The organism is Acinetobacter sp. CY73 (assembly GCF_059515865.1).
The window spans coordinates 1-15,269 of the sequence record NZ_JCAKMZ010000010.1; the positions used below are offsets into that span (position 1 = coordinate 1).

The following is a 15,269-nucleotide window of genomic DNA, read 5'->3' on the forward strand; positions in this document are numbered from 1 at the left end:
GGTAGTCAACATGACATTAAATTGGCAAGAAAAACGATTGCAAAATTCAAGCATTGTGAATATGTGGTTACTGATTTAGGGTATCATGGACTAGAGGAGCGTGGATTTAAGCTATTGACTCCTATTAAGAAAAAGAAGAATTCTGCCTTATCTGATATTGAGAAAAAGTACAATAAAATCATTGGAGAAATACGAATTGTGATTGAACACATCAATCGTCAATTAAAAACATTTAGAATATTGAGTGAACGCTACCGAAATAGACGCAAGCGATTCGGTTTACGCATTAGCTTAATCGCTGCACTGGTAAACCGGATAAACTTGCAATAACGACTTTCGCAAGAGGTCTATTGTTGTTCCCATAACAAAATTCAAAATAATATTCTGAATCCTTGATTAATCTCCATTTGTTGTGAATGAGTTTTGATTTTATTTTATTCATATCACCGACACTCATTTCAGATTTTTTAATTGAAATTTCCATTGATTTAGCTTCTGCTTTTTTAAAACCATTCTCTACTAAAGGATGGTATTCACTAAAATAAAGTGTTGGGATAGATTCATGAGTATTGATGTGGTTATTATCGGGTTCTGGCCGAGGCAAAAACACAAAGTAAATAATTCCAATAGAACTCAAAAGATAAGGTAGTAAATTAAATATTTTTTTTCAGATCATAGCTAAGAGAATTTTAAATTAAATTTTAAATGTTATATTTTAACTTAATATTGATTTAAAAAGTTTTACACATCAAATTATGGAATCCGATCTCACCGAATCCGAATTACACCTTTATTCCCGCCAAATTTTACTTGATGGTTGGAATATTGAAGCTCAAGAGAAGCTAAAACTTGCCAATGTTTTGATTGTCGGGTGTGGCGGTATTGGTTGTACGACCGCAGAACTGCTTGCACGTGCAGGTGTGGGGCAAATTACCCTGATTGATGCTGATACCATCGAGATGAGTAATTTACAACGTCAAATAGCCTATGCAGAAAATGATATTGGATTTTATAAAGCTGAAATATTGGCTAAAAGATTACAGCATATTAATCCACATATTCGCTTACACAGCATAACAATAAAACTCGATGCTCAAAATGCTGAACAACTGATCGCAGAGCAAGATTTAGTTTTAGATGGATGTGATAACTTTGAAACGCGCTACTTGGTCAATCAAGTTTGTAAATTTGAAAATGTACCTTTGATTAGTGCTTCAGCCATTGGTTTCCAAGGCCAGTTGTTTATGGTTGAAGGGGATTCAGCATGTTATGAGTGCTTATTTCCTAAAGAGCAACATGCCAATGAAAGTTTACGTTGTGCTGATTCAGGTGTACTCGCCACAACACCCAATGTGATGGCGAGTTTACAAGCACATCATGCACTGATTTATTTAGGTTTAAATCTCACACCATTAAAGCAAAAACTATTGCTGTGGGATGGTTTAAGCATGAAACAACGTCTACTTGCTTACGAAACAGATAGAGATTGTCCAATCTGTCAGGCAAGACAATCCGCAAATGCAGATTAATTTGCTACACTCGAACGAATTTATTTCTATTCAGACATTATGAAAAACAATATTTGGCTAGATGGACTGCGCTCAGTTGCCCGAGTTGGGGAAACTGCAGTAATCGCGGCAAAAGCGGGTATAAAATACGCGACAGAAAAACCAAGTAACGCAAAACTCATGCGTGAAACCTTTGAGTCTTTAGGTTCAACTTATATTAAACTCGGGCAGTTTATTGCCAGTACACCGTCACTTTTTCCACGTGAATACGTTGAAGAGTTTCAGGGGTGTTTAGATCAAACGCCAAAGTTGCCTTTTAGCTATATCGAAAGTGTTTTAGCTTCAGAGTTTGCGGGTCGTGATCTCGGTGAGATTTTTGCATCGATTGATGAAACGCCGTTAGCTTCAGCTTCAATTGCACAAGTCCATGCAGCCAAATTGGTGAGTGGCGAAGATGTTGTTATTAAAGTTCAAAAACCAGGTGTAGAGACTATTCTTTATACCGATTTGAATGTTCTGCATTGGTCAACCAAAATTCTTGAAAAAGCTGTACCTAAAGTGAAGTTTGCTTCACTGGCTGATATTGTTGAAGAAATTAAAAATCGTATGGTACGTGAAGTCGATTTTATTGAAGAAGCCAAAAATATTGATGATTTCGTCAATTATTTGAATGTGACTCAAAACAATAAAGCGACTGCACCTAAGGTTTATCATCAGTATTCAACCCGTCGTGTACTGACCATGCAACGTTTTTATGGTGTGCCACTGACAGACTTTGAAGTCGTTAAAAAGCTTTCTAAAGATCCCTCCCAAGTACTGATTACAGCCATGAACACATGGTTCGGTAGCTTGATGATGTGTGAGAGCTTCCATGCAGATCTACATGCGGGCAATCTGATGTTGCTTGAAGATGGTCGAGTTGGTTTTATTGATTTTGGTATTGTGGGTCAATTAAATCCTGAGGTTTGGACGGCATGCATGGCATTTATGGATGCTTTACAAACCACGAATTATCCATTGATGGCTGAAAATATGCTGAAAATGGGCATGACTGATCAACAGGTGGATATTCAAGTCCTGGCGAAGGATATAGAACGTTTATTTAGTGGCGTGATCATGGCTGATCCACAGCAAATTCTATCAACCAATCCTGCTGATTTGAATGACATCATGATGGATGTTGTTGCAGTCGGTGAGCGTCATGGCATTCGTTTTCCGCGTGATTTTGCATTACTGTTTAAGCAAATGTTGTATTTCGATCGATTCATGCGAGTCTTAGCACCTTATACAGATATTTATGCAGATCAACGTTTGCAAATGGTTCAGACTTTAGATCCAAATACGTTACTGAAAAGTTAATCATCGTTTTAAATTTAGCCTGATTTTATAGATTGTTAGATTGAATAAAAAGCTTTCGAGTTGTATTCAATTTCGAAAGCTGATGTTTAATTTTTAAAATGAATTCTATTTTATTAGGTTTGAGTTTTTTGTAAGAGTAAAAATATGGATGCCATCATTATTGAGGGTTTGAAGGTTGAAACAGTTGTTGGCTGTTTCAATTGGGAACGCCAAATCATTCAACCCTTAATGTTGGATCTCACGATCAATACAGATTTGGAACAGGCTGCAAGCTCAGATTTATTAGCAGATACCATGAACTATGCTGAAATTTGTGAAATATCAGCAAAAGTGATTCAAGAAGCCAAGCCTGAGTTGATCGAACACGCAGCAAAACTGGTGTTAAATGCGCTTTTTGCTACCTTTCCAGCGATAGAATCTATTATGATTACCATCCGGAAGCCTGCCATTATCGCGCAAGCAAATTCAGTAGGAATTCGTCTTGAACGACACCGCAATGATGTTCGCCCTAGCACTGGCGAGTAATCAAAATCCTGAGCAACATTTTGAACGTGCTTTTCAGCAAATCAGTGGTTTAGGTGAGACACAGTTTTCACCCATTTATCAAATTCCATGTCGTGATGGTGTGGGTGCAGACTATTGGAATGCTGCGTGTATCGTAAAAAGTAATTTGACAGTCGAACAGCTACTCAAATTCCTAAACAATATGGAATTCGAATCGGGTAGAATCAGACCGTCACATCAAATTACTTTAGATGTCGATTTGATTGCATGGGGAGAGGGTTTAAGCTCAATGCAGTTTAATGCGAAAAAACTACCACTTGCAGTTGATGTCAAAATTCCACTTTATGATATTTGGGCTCATGATCAGTTCAAAGTTTCTTTGAGTTATCCTGTTGTTGAGCAATGGGTCTGAGTTTAAAATGTATGTGAATGTTTGAATCCAATAAGCAGTTTTGAGCTGTGAATTCATGATTTCACCTATTTAACTCTTTTGTTAATTGGGTTTATGATGGAGCTTAATAGTTCTTTGATATTTTGATTGTATCGGATGATACTTTTAAAATTCGTTATACTTATTTAAAGTTACTCAAGGCATTGTGTTTCACAATGTCTTTTTGCGTTGAGGTTGGATATAAATTTTGGGAAATCTGTGTGATTGAAATAGATATTAAGATTTTAAAAGTTTTCTTTTATGTCTATAAGTTTAAAAACGTGTCACTTGCAGCCAGACAAATTGACATGAGTCAGCCTGCTGTCAGTAATTTGTTAAATAAGCTCAGAAAGTACTATTCAGATCCGTTATTTATTCGCGTTGAAAATGAGATGCGACCGACAGAATTGTCGATTCAGTTGTTTCCATTGATCTCTAATCTACTTAACAATTATGAAGCGATTTGTTTGCATAAAGAAGAATTCAATCATTTTGAATCGGAAAAAATTTATAACATTGCCATGACAGATGTGGCGCATTTGGTGTTATTGCCCCAAATTTCGGCATATCTAAAAGATCATGCACCAAAAGTTCAACTGAATGTTCATTCGATTAAACCAAACAGTTTGGAACTGTTAAAAAGCGGAACGTTGGATCTGATCGTAGGTTATTACGAAAACCTAGATGATCATTTCTATCAACAAAAGTTATTTGAACAGCATTTTGTGGTGATTGCTGCGAAAGACCATCCACGATTAAAAGATTCTAAAATCACGCTCGAAGATTATTTAAATGAAAAACATATCGATGTCGAGGTCGGCGTCGGGCATTTTTCATTTGAAACGCATATCAGCAAACTCGGTTATAAGCGTAATAAAGTGATGACTTTACCGAGTTATCTTGGCGTTGGCTTAGTGGTTCAGCAGTCGGATGCGATTGCGACAGTTCCCTATTATCTGAGTGAAGTTTTGCTTGCTCGTGGCAATTTGGAAATCTATGAACTTCCTCAAGGATTTCCAACCTATTCCATTAAACAATTCTGGTATATTGCCAATCATCATAAGAAAAGCCATCAATGGATTCGTCAAGTGTTCTATGAGAACTTAAAAGATAAAGATATTCATCTTTGATTTACAGAAACCAAAAAAGACCTGAATGATTCAGATCTTTTTTATCAAGCGTTATACAAATTTAAAGTACTTAACGAATAGTATTCAAACGCATAACATTTAAATCGAGTAACAACTAAATGAATATATCGATTCTGTGATTTAAATGAAATAACTGGTTTTGGTCATCAGTTTAGAAATCGCAGTCATAGTGATTTTAATTGGGATAGGTAAATCAACACCACCGGCATTTAAGGCTGTATCACGATGATGCAATTCATCTTCATTCATCTGTACTAAAATTCGACGTGAGCGTTCATCTTGCTCAGGCAACTGACTGATATGATGTTGTAAATGCAAACTCACTTGACGCTCTGTTTCTGCAACAAAACCAAGGCTATATTTATCACCTGCAATTCCTGCGATTGCACCCATACCAAAAGATAAGCCATACCAAACAGGATTAAATAGGCTTGTATGACTGTCTAATTCTTTTAAACGTTGTTCACACCATGCCAAATGATCTTGTTCTTCGATTGCTGCAAATTCCATTTCACGACGCACATTGGGAAGTTTAGCCGTGAGTGCTTGTCCATGATAGAGCGCTTGAGCACAGACTTCACCACTATGATTGACACGCATTAAACCTGCGACATGTCGTGCCTCACTGACACCGAGTTTAGCCTCAGCTTCATTACCTGGATTTTCACGCTGGGCGGACGTCGTGCCGGGCACAAGACTGCGTAGGGCTTGATCAAATGAATGAATAAATTTGTCGAGTCCAGTGTATTGACGCATGAATTAATCCTCCAACGCGATTTTTTCAGTTTTAAGCATAGGTTTTAAACGCAATAACAGCCAAGTGGTGAATAAAGCGCTTAGGATAGCTGTGATACTAAACAATATTTTGATATCAATTTTAAGGATGCTTAAAATTAAAATTGAGAATATTGCAGAGGATACCATGAATACGGCATTCAAAATGTTATTCGCAGCGACCACTCGCGCACGGTGTGAACGAGGGGAATAGGCTTGCATCATGGCATATAAAGGAACAATGTAAAAACCTCCACTGATTCCCAAAAGTGTGACTGCAATCATGACATGATAATAGCTCATACCTGAACTAAACATATCTGTAATACCAATAAAATCCCCGGTTCGTTCAGGAACGAAATTCAAGCTGACTGCTAAGTAGAAAGCAAATAAGGTTAAGCCTACAGCACCAATCGGCACCATTTTGATATTAACTTCAGAACCACCAATCTTACGGCACAGCAGAGAACCAACCCCAATCCCGACTGAGAAGAACGTCAGCAATAAACTTACGACATTTTCATTACCATGTAGGTTCTGTTGAGTGAGTTGCGGAATCTGAGTTAAGTAGGTTGCACCATAGAACCAATACCAAGAGTTACCCAGTAAAATGGTAAAGACGAGCGGTAAGGATTTGGCATAACGAATGGTTTGAAAGCTGGTACGAAAGAAGTTCCAATCCACATTGATTTCATTTTTATTGGTTTCTTGTTTGAGAATAAAACGACTACAGATATAACCAATCACGGCAATAGTCACGACAGTAAGGCTGATCCAGAGCAGATTACCAGCTGAGCTTGAAATCACCACACCACCTAGAATCATACCGACCAAAATGGCAATGGATGTGCCAGACTGGAATAAAGCATTACCAGACATTAACTCATTCGGTTTTAAAATTTCAGGCAAAATTGCGTATTTAATCGGACCGAAGAAAGTACTATGTGTCCCCATCAGGAAGAGCGCGACGAGGAGTAACCATAAGTTACCCAGCATGAAGCCAGCACTACCAATTAACATGATCACGATTTCAAGTAATTTAATATTTCGAATCAGAAAGGAACGTTCATACTTATCCGCGATTTGTCCTGCCGTTGCAGAGAAGATAAAGTAGGGCAAGATAAACAATAGTGCAGCAAGGTTGTTTAGCGTACTGACGCTTACTGTTTGCTGTTGAATAAATCCATAGGTAATGACCAGTAACAATGATTGCTTATAAACATTGTCATTGAGTGCTCCGAAAAACTGGGTCAAAAACATTGGTAAAAAACGTCGTGATCCTAATAGGTGCTCTTTCTTTTCCATGATGGGTCATCTTATTAAAAAATTATTAAGAAATGTGATGATTTGGTAACAGTATCTGAAAATCATGTATCATACTTTTATTCTAAAAAGTTCTGAAAATTATGATAATTTGGATCAATCTAAGACCATTTTATCTCAGAATTTTCACTATAAAATATAATGTGTTCAGAGCGTGGTATGCCAGAAAAAACTCAGTTTAAAAAATCTATGCTTGCACGTTGTATGCATCATATATCTCAGACGCATGATATCAATAAAATATTATGTACTAGTGTTTTTTTAAGTGTCTTTTCTTCATCGTTGGCAATGGCTGCTGATCCTGCGACTCAGCCGAAAGAATATATTCAATTACCAACGCATCCTGACATTGAAAAGCAAAATATCGAAAGTCTGGAAAATGCAGCTCAGATCCAAGGTGTTGAACCTGATAAAATTAAGCAACTGGATGAAAAACTAGAAACGATAGATCAGATGAATCAAGTTGATAGTTTGACGATGTTGCAGCAGCAGGAACAAAATCAAATTGATCCGACGGTGTTTAATCCAATCGAATTTGAAAATTTAGAAGATTTGCCGAACGAAACCGTCGATCAGTCGATGGCAGATGAAATATTACGGGTTGCTGAAGAAGCGAAAGTTGAAGCGCAGAACTTTAGAACTGGGGTAACGAAAGCGCCTGAAGTGGAAATGCCTGTTACAACACAAACAGAACTTGCTGAAATTGCCCAAGCACCTGTTGATATAGATCAACTCATGAATAATATTGAGTCAGATAGTAAAATCTCAGTGGGTGAAAATGAATCAGGTATTTCACTTGAACAACAAAGCGTTGAAGCGAAACCTGAAATCGAAAAGCCAAACTTTTTTAAACGCATTATCTATAAAATTAGACCGCCTCGTTTAAATCAGGCAGAAAAAGTTCCTCGAATTACGGCAGAAGTCGATGGCGCGCCAAAAGAATTGGCAGACAATATTAAAGCCAAATTATCTGCCTTTACCGTTGAGTCTTTTGAAGATTTTAATTCTGCCGTACCACAACTCAGAAATTTAACCCTACAAGCCTCTCAAGCGGTTGGTTATTATGATGCTGAGTTTAAATTTGAAAAAGTGAGCACGGGTCGAGTGCGGGTAGTCGTTACGCCAAATGAGCCTGTCAAAGTGCGCGAACAGAATATTCAGTTTTCAGGCGATGGTTCAAGATTGGCACAGTTACAAGTGATTAAAGTTCTACCTGAGTTAGAGTCTGGGGATATTTTTAATCATGGTAAATATGAAGCCACTAAGTTACGAATCACTGATGCAGCTATGAATAATGGTTTCTTCGATGCTTACTGGCGTATGCATGATGTAATGTTGGCTCGACCACAAAATCTTGCCGATATTAATTTAATGTATGAAACAGGGTCACGTTATAAATTGGATGATGTTGTATTCAGAATGAGTGACCCTAGTAAACCTTTACCGATTCGTGAAGAGATACTGCGTACACTTGCCCCATGGAAAGAGGGTGCAGATTACACCGCTTGGCGCGTGAATGCCCTGGCGAATAATTTAACCAATACACGTTATTTTAACTATACCTTGGTTGATGCTGTTAAGCCTGAACCGATTGTGAAACCTTTGGAGTTAGGCCCAGATTTACAGGCTTTGGTGGATCAACAAAAAATTGAGGCTTCAGCTTTAACCCCTGTCACTCAACAAAAACCCGTATCAGCAGAATCTGCAACATCCAAAAAACAAAATGTCGCAGATGAGAATCAATTTGCGGGTGTGCAGGAAAAACAGTTAAATCGTAGTGTGTCGGATGCAGAATCTCGTGCTAAAGCCAAAGAGGAAGAAACCTTAGCTTTACAGCAACAAGCGCGTGAAACAAAACATATCCCCGTGATTGTGACTCTAAATGCTGACAAGCTAAATAGTTTGGAAGCAGGTATTGGTTATGGTACAGATACAGGCGTACGTTTACGGAGTCAGTACCGCCGTGCCATCGTCAATGATCTTGGGCATTCATTTGATGCGAACTTAGAATTATCCAGAATACGTCAATCCATCGATGGCCGTTATAACATTCCCTATAAGCATCCTCTTAATGATTATATTAGTATCGTGGGGGGGTATGAACGGGAGTTGGATGACAAAATTGGTAATGGTTTGGAAGCCGTAACTGAGTCGGCTGTGGCAGGTGTAGATCGAATTATTCGAGGGGCTCGCCGTGATTGGCAGCATGTATTTGGTCTTCGTTATCGTCTAGATCGTATGACGATTCAAGGGGATTTAAATAATGATTTTGATGAAGACTTTAATTTTGATGATATTCCAGATGCCTTCTTAGCCCCGGGTGCAAGTGATGAACAGCAATCACTATTGCTCGGCTATGAAGCAACCAAAACGATCAGTGATACTCGCGTCAACCCATCTAAAGGTTTTAGACAGAACTATAAAATTCAGTTGGGTTCAAAAAATGCTTTGTCAGATGCGGATATGGCAATCGTGAATGCGAGCTGGAAAGGTTTATATTCGCTAGGCAGCAATAATGATCATCAATTGATTGGTGGTTTAAGTTTAGGTTATATCTTTACCAATGATTTTGAACGTGTCCCATATAACTTAAGATTCTTTGCGGGTGGTGATCAAAGTATCCGTGGTTTTGACTATAAGAGTCTCTCGCCAATGCAATACGATTTCAAAGTGGGTGGTCAGGCTTCTGGTGTCGCGTCATTAGAATATAATTATCAATTTAAAGACGGTTGGCGAGCTGCAGTCTTTGGAGACTACGGTAATGCCTATGACGAAAAGTTTAGTAATGATTCTGAATATAGCTTAGGTTTAGGTATTCGTTGGGCATCACCGATTGGTCCGATTCGTTTAGATGTGGCGTCAGGGATTTCTGATCCAGGACACCCCATTCGACTGCATTTCTTTATTGGGTCTCAGCTTTAATACATGATTTTTAAAATTGAGTTTTTGATGAAATGATTTTTATCAAGTAGCTTTAAATATGTCGTTTCCTACTTTAAAAGGTTGAAACAACATAAGTTATTTGAATGATGCATGATTTTTAAATTAATGGGATATTTATGGCTGAAGAAATAGAACAGCAACAACAACCTACACCACAAGCACCTTTACCCAAAAAGCCCCGTGTACTCCGCAGTGTTTTTTTAACGCTTGTGACCTTGTTGGTTTTTTTAGTTGCTGCTTTAGCTGTGATGTTCTCAACCGATAAAGGCAGTAAATTCCTGCTTGATCGTGCTTTATCAGCGCAGAAAATGATTAAATATGAATATGAAGGTGGCAGTTTACTTCGCGGTATTATTCTTAAAAATGTTTTGGTCACACTTAAAACAGTGGATGTAAAAATCGACCGTGCAGATGTTTCATTGGGTTGGCGTGCAATATTAGACAAAGAAGTGCATTTGAGCCATGCCAATGTCAATAATGTGGTGGTGATTAACAAATCTCCTCCGAGTAATGAACCTTTCAAGTTTAGTGAAATTAAACTGCCTTTTGTTTTACGGATTGATGAAGCAAACCTTGATCAATTACAAATTAAAACCGCGACCAGCAAAGTTGATTTCAGTGATATTTATCTAAAAGATGGTTTGTGGTCAGGCACAGAGCTTCAATTTAAAGATACGCGTATGGATATGGGGTATCTCTCTGTGAGAGATGCGGCTGGAACTATGAAATTTGAAGGCAAATATCCTTTAAATGCGACAGCAATTGTACGTCTACCTTCACTTAAAGCACTAAATGTTGAAGATATACATCTGAACGCACGTGGTTCACTAGATACGATTCAGGCAGGTGTTGCAACATTGACACCAGATCTACTGACAGGTTGGGCAGTGGTTCATCCAATGCGACCAAATGTACCGATGCAAGGGGCGCTGAATTTTAAAGATTATCATTGGCCGTTGATGCTTGATCAAGAACTGCTTTCTAAACAAGGTATTGCTAAATTTAACGGTGATATTAAGCGTCTAGATTTGGATATCAACACCGATATTAGTGGTAAAAACATTCCTCAAGGTCAATATACTGCATTGGCCAATACTGACTTAGTCAATCAATTGAATATCAGTAATTTAAATGGTCAATTGATGAAAGGTGCAGTGAATGTTGCAGGCATAGTGAGCTGGAAAGACCATGTACATTGGGATGTAAAAGGTCGATTAGATAAGATCAATCCAAAAGATGACATTATTCCGCAAGTGGTGAAAGATTTTCTTCCGCCAAGTCTAGATGCCAATATTGCATCTACCGGCGCTTTAAAAGATGGCATGGCTGTCAAAGCAAATGTTGATTTTGATCAATATGAAACTTGGAATGTAGACCTTAAACAAGCTGAACAAAAAAATAAACAACCCAACCCAATGCTCATGGATGTGGCTTGGAATAATATTGATCGAGCGATGCCTTATGTGGGCTGGCTGAGTAGTGAATCTGGTCAGGTTAAATTGGCATTGGTTGAAGGCAAACAAGACATTCATGTGGCGACCGTAGTCCGTACACATGAGAAAGGAGCTTTGCCAGCAGGTCAATATCAAGCTCAGTTAAATCTTAAAGCTAATCATCTCAATGTCCCTTCGTTTAGCTATATGGCGTCCAAAGGGAGTTTGACCGGACAAGCTGTGGTTGAACTCCCTGATGAGAAGCGTCAGTTGAAATGGAGTGCGTTGGTCAATGCCAAAGATTTCAATCCGCAATCCGTTTCAGCGGCAGCGCCGATCAATTTGTTGAATGGACAAATTAAGGCAAATGGCTATGCCAAACCGAATCAGCAAATTATTCAACTCGATGCAATTAATTTAACAGGTCAATTGGCGAATCAAACTCAGCCTGAAACCGTTAAATTGACGGGCAAAAGTACTGCTGCATTATTATTTAATGATGAAAAATCAGGCGGTGGCTTTAAAGGCTTTGCTGTGAATTACGACGGATTTTTACATGCCAGTCAATTGCCACAAGGCGATGGCTCGCTCAAAATTCGGGTTGCAGGGACACCAAGCCGTATTAATATCACAGAATTTAAACACAATGGTGTTGCTGGTCAGATCACAGCGAATGGCTTAGTCAATTTAAATAATGGTATTGGATGGGATGTCAATGCATCTCTGATTCGTTTTAAACCGCACTATTTTGTATCGAGTGTGCGTGGTGAAATTTCAGGAAATGTGAAATCGCAAGGGGTTTGGTCTGATCAACTGAAGCGCGTTAATGTAGAACGGCTGAACCTTGCAGGAATGATTAATAACAAAGCTTTGCGTGCCAAAGGTAATTTGGCTTTGATCATTAATTCAAATCAGAAAGGTTTTATACCGCAACAGTTTGAAGCCAATAATTTATTTGTTTCCTACGCGCAAAACCAGATTCAAGCCTCAGGCAATGCACAGAACTTACGTATCAAAGTTAATGCACCTGCGTTGTATGAAGTCTATCCAGGCTTACGTGGTCGCGCACAAGGCTTTGTCAATTTCCAATCACAGCCACGGCTTTCTGCAACAGCCAATCTTGCGATCGATAATTTTGGGTTTAATCATCTAGTCAGTGTTAAGAAGATTACCATCAAAGGTGAATTACCTACCTCTGAAACTGTAGCAAGCGCGATGTCTGCAAAAATGGAAAATTTACGCAGTGGTAATCGTGAAATTCAACATGGTGAAATCGCGATTGCAGGCACACGTAAAGCACATATTTTAAAACTTCAAGCATGGAACTATTATTCAAAATTCTACGTTCAGTTAGCGGGTGGTTTTAATCCACAAAATGATTGGTTAGGACAAATTCAACGAGGTGAATTTGACTCTGTTCGTGTTCACCTTAAACAAGAACAAAATGCACCCATTATTTATTCGACGGCAAAAACTGAGGTCTATGTGGGGCAACATTGTTGGTCGAGTCAACAAACCAAGCTGTGTTTTGATCAACCGATTCGTGCCAGTAAAACCAAAGGGAATGTCTCTTTTGTATCAAATAACTTAGATCTCAAAGATTTTGCAGCCTTTATGCCAGAAGGTTTGGCGATTACAGGGAAGCTCAATGGTTATGCAAAAGCAGCATGGGCGCAAGGAACAGAACCAAAAATTGATGCACGTTTAGTGACACGGAATGGCGTGATTGGTCTAAGTGCTGTAGACGGTGAAGACAGCTCCACCACGATGAATTACGATGAAGCCAGCGTCATTGTTAAAAGTATCAAGGAAGGTTTGATGTTACGTACGGATCTGAAAGCGCCAACCATTGGTACAGGCTATGCGAATGTCATTATTAATCCTTATGTAGATGCTAAACCGATGCGCGGTGAAGTTGCATTCAATCAGGTGCAATTACGTGTATTGAAGCCTTTCATTGCGGATGTCCGTAAATTAGATGGCACTTTGTCTTTAGCAGGAAAAATTGGTGGGACATTAACCAAGCCTTTGTTCAATGGAGAGTTACGCGTTAAAAACGGCCAGATCAGTATGATCTCATTGCCCGTCAATTTAACGAACTTACAACTCCATTCTTCTATTCGTCAGAATGAAGCCACCATCAATGGTGCGTTTAACAGCGGACGTGGCGTTGGTAAGTTGGTCGGTGGGATCGACTGGAAGGATGACTTACAGATTAAGTTGAATCTTAAAGGCAATGATTTACTGATTCGTCAAGCACCGTTGATCACTGCAATTGTAGATACAGATATCAGTTTAGATGCACGTCCACTGTCGAAAGCGATTACGGTGAAAGGAAAGGTTGATGTGCCTCGTGCACTGATTTCAATGCCGGAATCGAGTGCTTCGGTCGTGCCATTATCCGCCGATGTTCGAGTTGTACGTGAAGGCGATAATCAACTTGCGATTTTGAAAGCTGCCAAGCCTTGGGATATTCGTGCTGACTTGGAAGTGAATCTGGGACAACAGGTCATTTTCCAAGGCTTCAATAGCCGTATTCCTTTGCTAGGTCGAATTTATCTGTCTCAACAAGGCTTAGAGACAGCGATGCGTGCTTCAGGTGCAATTGGTGTGTCTAAGAAAGTCATCATTGAAGCCTATGGGCAAAGTCTAGATCTCAATCGTGCGATTGCTCGATTTAGTGGTGCATTGTCCAATCCGACTTTGGATGTCGATGCCAACAAAACCATTTCAGGCAGTATTGTGGGCTTACGCGTGACAGGTACAGCCTCCAGCCCAAATATTCAAGTTTATAATGATGCAGGCTTGTCCGATCAAGAAGCCATGAATGCCTTAATTACTGGACGTATCAATGATGGTTCAGGGAGTTTAAGTAATGCGGAAGGGTTTAAATCGGATGTGAGTAATACCATTGCTGCGGCTGGGATCAGTTTAGGTCTGGGGGGGACGCGTGCCTTTACCAATCAGATCGGACAAACTTTCGGTTTAAGTGGTTTAGCCTTAGATGCACAAGGGACAGGTGATGATACACAAGTGAGTTTGACGGGTTATCTAACACCTGACTTATATATCCGTTACGGTGTGGGTGTATTTACGCCAATCAATAAACTGACTTTGCGTTATCAAATGAATCAACGTATGTATCTAGAGGCGAGTCAATCATTAGAACGAGCAATTGATTTGTTCTATAACTGGCGATTCTAATATTTCTAATGGAAATATGGATCAAACTCTTACTTGATCTATATTTTCAATACAGATTAGTTAATGCTGATTAAAAGCTTACTTTTTTGTATAGATGGATTAGAACTCAATATTTCTAGGAAGGATATCGCTATGAAAAGAATGATCGCGATAGCAGGTTTAAGTATTTTAATGAGCGCTTGTGCGACAAGCTCTCAAATAACTGCCGAGACACCAAAAATTGGACTTGCAAACCCAGCCAGTACCCACTGTGTCAATAAAGGCGGAAGAATAGAACTGCGTACTGAAAGTGCAGGTCAAGTGGGGTATTGTCATTTACCTGATGGTCAAGTGATTGAAGAGTGGACGTTGATGCGTTCTGAACAATTAGAATGTATTGCTGAAGAAGCCAAAAAACTGATTGGGCAAGCTGATTTGACCGATGAACAAATCAAACAATTAACTCAATCATCAACTGTTAGAACAGTGTTGCCAAATCAAGCTGTGACTCAAGATTATCGATCTGATCGTATTACGATAGTTATTGATCCAACCAGCAAAGTGATTCGTTCAGCAAACTGTGGTTAATTTTTGCAAGGTGGATCACGACTGTGATGATGATATTTCTTATTTGTACTCAGTTTGATTATGATATGCAAAT

12 protein-coding genes are annotated in these 15,269 nt (G+C 39.0%); 9 read left to right on the forward strand and 3 right to left on the reverse strand.

The features are described from left to right. A partial coding sequence (locus AC5YD2_RS06590; RefSeq protein ID WP_496125492.1) for a transposase family protein occupies positions 1–330 on the forward strand: 330 nt, incomplete at its 5' end. On the opposite strand, the gene AC5YD2_RS06595 is transcribed toward AC5YD2_RS06590, so the two are convergent. Continuing rightward, on the reverse strand, positions 287–610 hold the full coding sequence (locus AC5YD2_RS06595) for a hypothetical protein (RefSeq protein ID WP_496125564.1): 324 nt from the start codon (positions 608–610) through the stop codon (positions 287–289). The two genes, AC5YD2_RS06590 and AC5YD2_RS06595, sit on opposite strands and share 44 nt — an antisense overlap. Positions 611–755: 145 nt before the next feature. Between AC5YD2_RS06595 and AC5YD2_RS06600 the strand changes: the two genes are divergently transcribed. The 5 genes from AC5YD2_RS06600 (at position 756) to AC5YD2_RS06620 (ending at position 4,931) form a co-directional block, all read left to right on the forward strand. Next, complete coding sequence (locus AC5YD2_RS06600) at positions 756–1,529, forward strand: HesA/MoeB/ThiF family protein (RefSeq protein ID WP_496125565.1); 774 nt, start codon at positions 756–758, stop codon at positions 1,527–1,529. 39 nt (positions 1,530–1,568) lie between these two features. Then, positions 1,569–2,867, forward strand: a complete 1,299-nt coding sequence (locus AC5YD2_RS06605) for an ABC1 kinase family protein (protein WP_496125566.1) — start codon at positions 1,569–1,571, stop codon at positions 2,865–2,867. Between the two features lie 144 nt (positions 2,868–3,011). Further along, complete coding sequence (gene folB / locus AC5YD2_RS06610; RefSeq protein WP_496125567.1) at positions 3,012–3,392, forward strand: dihydroneopterin aldolase; 381 nt, start codon at positions 3,012–3,014, stop codon at positions 3,390–3,392. Then, complete coding sequence (locus AC5YD2_RS06615) at positions 3,349–3,783, forward strand: 2-amino-4-hydroxy-6-hydroxymethyldihydropteridine diphosphokinase (protein ID WP_496125568.1); 435 nt, start codon at positions 3,349–3,351, stop codon at positions 3,781–3,783. The genes folB and AC5YD2_RS06615 overlap by 44 nt, the downstream gene beginning before the upstream one ends. Before the next feature lie 239 nt (positions 3,784–4,022). Then, positions 4,023–4,931: a LysR family transcriptional regulator gene (locus AC5YD2_RS06620; RefSeq protein ID WP_496125639.1), complete on the forward strand. Its 909-nt coding sequence runs from the start codon at positions 4,023–4,025 to the stop codon at positions 4,929–4,931. Between the two features lie 141 nt (positions 4,932–5,072). On the opposite strand, the gene coq7 is transcribed toward AC5YD2_RS06620, so the two are convergent. Together coq7 and AC5YD2_RS06630 are read right to left on the reverse strand one after the other, a co-directional pair. Continuing rightward, positions 5,073–5,708, reverse strand: coding sequence for a 2-polyprenyl-3-methyl-6-methoxy-1,4-benzoquinone monooxygenase (gene coq7 / locus AC5YD2_RS06625; protein ID WP_496125569.1), 636 nt, complete (start codon positions 5,706–5,708; stop codon positions 5,073–5,075). Positions 5,709–5,711: 3 nt separating this feature from the next. Continuing rightward, complete coding sequence (locus AC5YD2_RS06630) at positions 5,712–7,034, reverse strand: MFS transporter (protein ID WP_496125640.1); 1,323 nt, start codon at positions 7,032–7,034, stop codon at positions 5,712–5,714. A gap of 174 nt (positions 7,035–7,208) precedes the next feature. Here AC5YD2_RS06630 and AC5YD2_RS06635 point away from each other — a divergent pair, with 174 nt between their 5' ends. From AC5YD2_RS06635 to AC5YD2_RS06645, 3 genes are all read left to right on the forward strand, one after another. Continuing rightward, complete coding sequence (locus AC5YD2_RS06635; RefSeq protein WP_496125570.1) at positions 7,209–9,971, forward strand: autotransporter assembly complex protein TamA; 2,763 nt, start codon at positions 7,209–7,211, stop codon at positions 9,969–9,971. A 137-nt stretch (positions 9,972–10,108) separates the two neighbouring features. Beyond that, positions 10,109–14,629 (forward strand): translocation/assembly module TamB domain-containing protein, encoded by a 4,521-nt coding sequence (locus AC5YD2_RS06640; protein WP_496125571.1) that lies wholly within the window; start codon positions 10,109–10,111, stop codon positions 14,627–14,629. Between the two features lie 132 nt (positions 14,630–14,761). Next, positions 14,762–15,196, forward strand: a complete 435-nt coding sequence (locus tag AC5YD2_RS06645; RefSeq protein ID WP_496125572.1) for a putative hemolysin — start codon at positions 14,762–14,764, stop codon at positions 15,194–15,196. The last annotated feature ends 73 nt before the right edge of the window (positions 15,197–15,269 follow it).

Excerpts from the sequence above, each read along its gene's own strand:
- AC5YD2_RS06640 (WP_496125571.1), top strand. The coding sequence starts at position 10,109 with ATGGCTGAAGAAATAGAACAGCAACAACAACCTACACCACAAGCACCT.
- AC5YD2_RS06600 (WP_496125565.1), top strand. The coding sequence starts at position 756 with ATGGAATCCGATCTCACCGAATCCGAATTACACCTTTATTCCCGCCAA.
- coq7 (WP_496125569.1), bottom strand. The coding sequence starts at position 5,708 with ATGCGTCAATACACTGGACTCGACAAATTTATTCATTCATTTGATCAA.
- AC5YD2_RS06605 (WP_496125566.1), top strand. The coding sequence starts at position 1,569 with ATGAAAAACAATATTTGGCTAGATGGACTGCGCTCAGTTGCCCGAGTT.
- folB (WP_496125567.1), top strand. The coding sequence starts at position 3,012 with ATGGATGCCATCATTATTGAGGGTTTGAAGGTTGAAACAGTTGTTGGC.
- AC5YD2_RS06635 (WP_496125570.1), top strand. The coding sequence starts at position 7,209 with ATGCCAGAAAAAACTCAGTTTAAAAAATCTATGCTTGCACGTTGTATG.
- AC5YD2_RS06645 (WP_496125572.1), top strand. The coding sequence starts at position 14,762 with ATGAAAAGAATGATCGCGATAGCAGGTTTAAGTATTTTAATGAGCGCT.